General features: G+C 54.7%; 2 protein-coding genes and 1 pseudogene. All 3 read left to right on the top strand.

The genetic code is table 11. The features are described from left to right. The first annotated feature begins 432 nt into the window (after nt 1–432). The gene (locus CG471_RS28905; RefSeq protein ID WP_099234558.1) at nt 433–2394 is read left to right on the top strand and encodes an AAA family ATPase; all 1962 of its coding nucleotides are present in this window, start codon (nt 433–435) and stop codon (nt 2392–2394) included. Nucleotides 2395–2600: 206 nt separating this feature from the next. Next, nucleotides 2601–4010 carry a hypothetical protein gene (locus CG471_RS28895; protein WP_180275840.1) on the top strand — a complete coding sequence of 470 codons (1410 nt, stop codon included), beginning with the start codon at nt 2601–2603 and terminating at the stop codon, nt 4008–4010. Next, nucleotides 4007–4841 (top strand): annotated as a pseudogene (locus CG471_RS30415) (hypothetical protein); the annotation flags it as partial. The gene CG471_RS28895 and the pseudogene CG471_RS30415, both read left to right, overlap by 4 nt.

The raw sequence follows: 4841 nt of genomic DNA, 5'->3' as shown, positions 1-4841 counted from the left end.
TAACGACGGCGTTGCCAAATGGCATTAACGGGTGTGAATGCCGTTCGGTAATTTGCAAGGTCGGGAATGGCCGCTGTCAGCGAATGCCGACGTTCTCCCTACATACGCGAATGGCGGGAAAGTCCCACGAGGCGGCGTTCCGCTTCCGCCAGCACGCGACCATAATACGCCGTTCCGATCCAGCTCTCGGTATGTCGGTACATGCCAAAAACTGCCGATCAGCTTCCACAAAACGGCGGAGCGGCAATGCGACCTAGTTGCCGCGGCTCGATTGGCCCAACGAAAATCCCGAAAGCCGCTGCCGGTTCAACCTGAAGTTCACGGACGACCTTAGGTTACCTAGACGCCCCCGGCCCGATACCGTCGCACTCTAAAGTTGATTTGGAGCGGCGATCTGCCATCTCAAGGAGAAAGTGAGTTGGGAGGATAATAATGAAGCTCGAGAAGGTTCACGTCACCAACTTCAGGTCGGTCGACGACAGCGAGGAGTTTAGCGTCGAGCCGGTAACCTGCCTCGTCGGAAAGAACGAGGCGGGCAAGAGCGCGATCCTTCTGGCGCTCGCGGCGCTGAACCCACATCTCTCGACACCCGCGACCTTCGACAAGGAGCGCGACTATCCGCGCCGGCTGCTGACCCAATACGAGGACCGTCATTCTGGGAAGGCCGCTGTCGCAATCACTACGACTTGGCGCCTCACCTCTCCCGAAGCCGCTCGCATCGCTGCCACTGTCGGTGAGGGTGTCGTGACGACCGACCTGATCACAATCTCACGCGCCTACGGCAAAGAAGTCGACGTCTCGGTCGATCTCGATTTTGGCAAGGCGCTCGAGCATCTTTATACCAAGTTCCAACTCGACGATTCGGAACGGTCGGTCCTTTCCTCAGCCGACACCACCTCGAAGTTGATCACCACGCTGGCTGAGATATCATCTCCGACGGAACGCCACGCCGCCTTGAAGTCTCACTTAGACGGGGTGGGCGCAGTGACCGGGCAGGTCAGCAAGCTCATCCGGGACATGTTGCCGAAGTTCATGTATTTCGCCGCGTACGATAGGATGGATGGCGCGATACAGCTCGAACAGACGCGTCAGTTGATCGCTAATGGGCAGATCAACGAGGATGCGCATCGCGGTGCGCGGCTGTTCGCCGAGTTCCTAGAATACGCACGCGTCTCAATCGACGACATCACCAATGTTGCCACCTACGAGACATTCAATGCCCGCCTGCAGGCGGCCTCCAACAGCATCACCGATCAGGTGCTGGAATACTGGACGCAGAATCCGGATCTCAGTGTTGTCGTCCGCGTCGAACAATCTCGGCCGGGCGATACCGCACCGCTCAATAGTGGCATGATCGCATGGGCCCGCATCCACAACGGGCTGCACCGCGTTGATACGCCGTTCTCCGAGCGAAGCGCTGGTTTTGTCTGGTTCTTCTCCTTCCTCGTGAAGTTCGCGCAGGTACAGGACGAGGAGACGCCAGTCGTTCTGCTCCTCGACGAACCCGGCCTTACCCTGCACGGCAAAGCGCAGGCGGACCTACTGCGCTTTTTCAAGGAGAAGCTCGCCCCACATCACCAAATCGTCTACTCGACCCATTCACCGTTCATGGTGCCGGCCGACGAGCTCGCTTCCGTCCGTATCGTCGAGGATAAGGTAGAGATGAAGGGGCAGCGTCGCATGCCGCTCGGCACAAAGGTGCGCGAGGACGTGCTCACCCGCGATCCCGACACTCTGTTTCCGTTGCAAGGTGCGCTCGGCTATGAGATCAGCCAGTCGCTGTTTATCGGCGAGCACACGCTTCTCGTCGAAGGGCCCGGCGACATTCTCTACATCCAGGCGTTGTCGGACGCGCTCAAACGTCGCGGACGACCGGGCCTGGATCAGCGCTGGACGCTCTGTCCGGCGGGCGGGATCGATAAGATTCGCCCATTCGTCGCGATGTTCGCTGGCAACGCTCTTCATATCGCAGTGCTCTCGGACCAAGCGCAGGGAGACAAGCGCAAGGTCGAGGAAATGAAGCGCTCCGAAGTCCTGAAGGCCGGACATTTTTACACGATGGCCGACTTCCTCCAACGGGCCGAGGCCGATATTGAGGACATCTTCGAACCGGATCTCTTTGTGTCCATCCTCAACTCGACCTATGGCCTGGCGGACACGACGTTGCTCGATTCAAAGCGGCTCGCGGCCGCGAACACGGGCACCGCACGGCTGGTCAAACAGGCCGAGGCTGCCTTCGCAATCATGCCGACTACGGTTGCCGAGTTCGACCATTTCACGCCGGCGGGATGGCTTATCCGAAACCCCAAGATGCTCGACGCCAAGTCTGCGCCGGTGACCGGCGCGATTGATCGAGCCCAGGCCATTTTCGACACTTACAACGCGCTACTCTGAGCCGGACCGCTGTTCCGTGCTTCGATCCGAAGAGGCGCAGAGCATCCGCCGCGCGACGGCGGTCTATCACCAAGGTCAGCTTCGGTACGATTGGCAGTTGCGGAGCAAGATCCATGCTATGTTGGACGCCAAAACGAGACAAATCGAAAGCCGCGACATGAAGTACGGCGAAATTTTTTGGTTTCTTTGCGGGTCGGAGATTTATCGTGCCCCGCTTTGAGTATGATCCGATTTCGCTCCAACGCGACCTTGGCCGACCTGATGCTGCCTTCTTTGATGATGAAATGAAGCGCCTCGCCCTGGAGGCAATCGATCACTACGCAGTTCAGATTGAGCAGCCGATCATACTTCACTCTGATTGGACCCTAGATGATACGCTCACCGGCTTTGCGGATAGGATTGCTGCAACCCTGACATCGCGCGAAACTTGGCGAACTTACGCCATTGAGGCTGAGGTTTTCGCTCGCTTCCTCATGGCGCACCATGGAAGAAGGCTAGCAGACCTCAGGGAAGCGGACCTATGGGAATACCGCAACAGGCGACTATACGGCCCGCTTTCAGAGAGGCTGTCTCCAAATAGTTGGAACAAAGTTGCCGCCGTCATCCTCCGAATGCTTCGACACCTTAAAATCCACTTCTCGGAGGTGACTTGGCGATCATACTGCGGCACCCGGGAAGCAGACGACCAAGTTAAAATGGTTTCCTTGGAAAATTACGTAACATTTCGCGAAACTGGAATGATGTCTGGCAGAAACAATCTGCGCAATGGCGCTTTCTCCGAAATGCTCGTAACAACCGGCATCCGATGTAATGAGGGTTCTCACATCCTGAGGCAGGAAATACCAAAGATCGGCCTATTTCAAGACGACATTACAAGAATTTGGTCTATACCTGCTACTGTTACGAAGTGGGAAAAAGGCAGAGATACTTTTATTTCAAAAAGAGTTATTAAGAACTTTATCAACCCTTATATTTACGAGGAACGCTCGCATGTTGCAGCAAAAATAATCTCGGAGCGGTTCCCTCTCAAATCATACTCTCCCCGAACTTTGACGATGTCGAACAACAGCATATTTTTTCAACTTCGTCGGCCAGGCATTGCAGAAGTTATCGCTGGAGACGCGAGGAAGATTGAAATGCCGCTCGCAAACTTCACTTTGCGTGAGCGCGAGCGTCTTATCGAGGTTCGTCCAATTGGCCAACCAAATCGTTTCAAGGTTGTCGACTTCGGGTCGCTCTGGATTTCCGAGATTGGAACATGCGTTTCGAATTCCGCTTGGCGTTCAGCGTTCTCCGCAGCCCTTGCACGATCCGGCCTTGAAGAACAGGTCGGTGTCGACATCACCCCTCACGTCTTGCGGCACACGTTCGCTGTCTACATGCTCAGCTTCATGCTGAAGGGACTGGTCGAGCTTCGCATAGCACGGGGACATCTCAACAGCCGTGGCGAGATATATGACGCTCTGATCGGAGATCCGCTGCAGGTTCTTCAGGAGCTTCTCGGGCACAGGAGCATCAAGACTACTTTCAAATACCTTAGATTCTCGCGGAAACACAGCCGGATGATCAGCTTGGCGTTTGAAGCGTGGGATGCACACATGGCACTCGCAGCATGAGCAGATCACGCAAAGCTAGCGTCGTCTCCTTCGACGAAGAGGCGGACGCGAGTGACTGCAAGCAAGCGATCGTCAGCGGCGCGACTGTTGAAGGTATGGCTCTCGTCGCTTCTGTTGCCAGCCAAACCGTTCGGTGGGATTTCGCCAAATATCGGCGCAAAAATCTCGCGATAAACTTCATGATGTTGATGTTTGATGTTTTGAATTTAGGTCGATTATTTACCAGTTGGAATACTTTTCTTAAGTACAAACATTCAATCTCTTACATCATTAAAAACATTGATGCGATTGATCCATACAATGATATTATAGATATTAGTTCATTTTCGAGGTCGTTTGTAGAGCGACTAGATGGCCCTGGCCTATCAAGTGCCGCTTACGGTCGCCTCCTGGTACTCATTGTCCTGCTGAGGGAAGCGCGCAAAGCAAACCCTCAATCAGTTTCGGAGGATTTAAGAGGCTCGAACGTTTCGGACCGCCTTAGCTTTATTAGTCGTTGGCCCAAGCCGAAAAGCACGCCTCGAGACCCATATACACCCTACGTCGCCAGCCAAATCGAACAAGCGGCGCGCCTGGAGCTTCAGGTCGTCCTGAAAGAAATGCGGGCTGGCCGACACGCCTTCGATGAAAAAAGTGCGAAGGATGTGATGGATCTCACGCCGAATTGGCGAGGCGTCATGAAATATGCCGGAGGAAAGTCTTACAGTTCCGTTGTAAAAGAATACTCTAAGATCGTTGATGGATCTCCTCTCAAGAGAGTCCCAACAAGACAAGTCGATGTCTCGGAATATAGCCAGATTGAAGTCTTTAAATTGGCACGATCATTAGCTA

This window comes from Sphingobium sp. IP1 (genome assembly GCF_002708645.1).
Classification (GTDB): Bacteria; Pseudomonadota; Alphaproteobacteria; order Sphingomonadales; family Sphingomonadaceae; genus Sphingobium; species Sphingobium yanoikuyae.
Note: the sequence above shows the minus strand (reverse complement) of the source record. Positions and strands in the feature narration are given on the sequence as shown.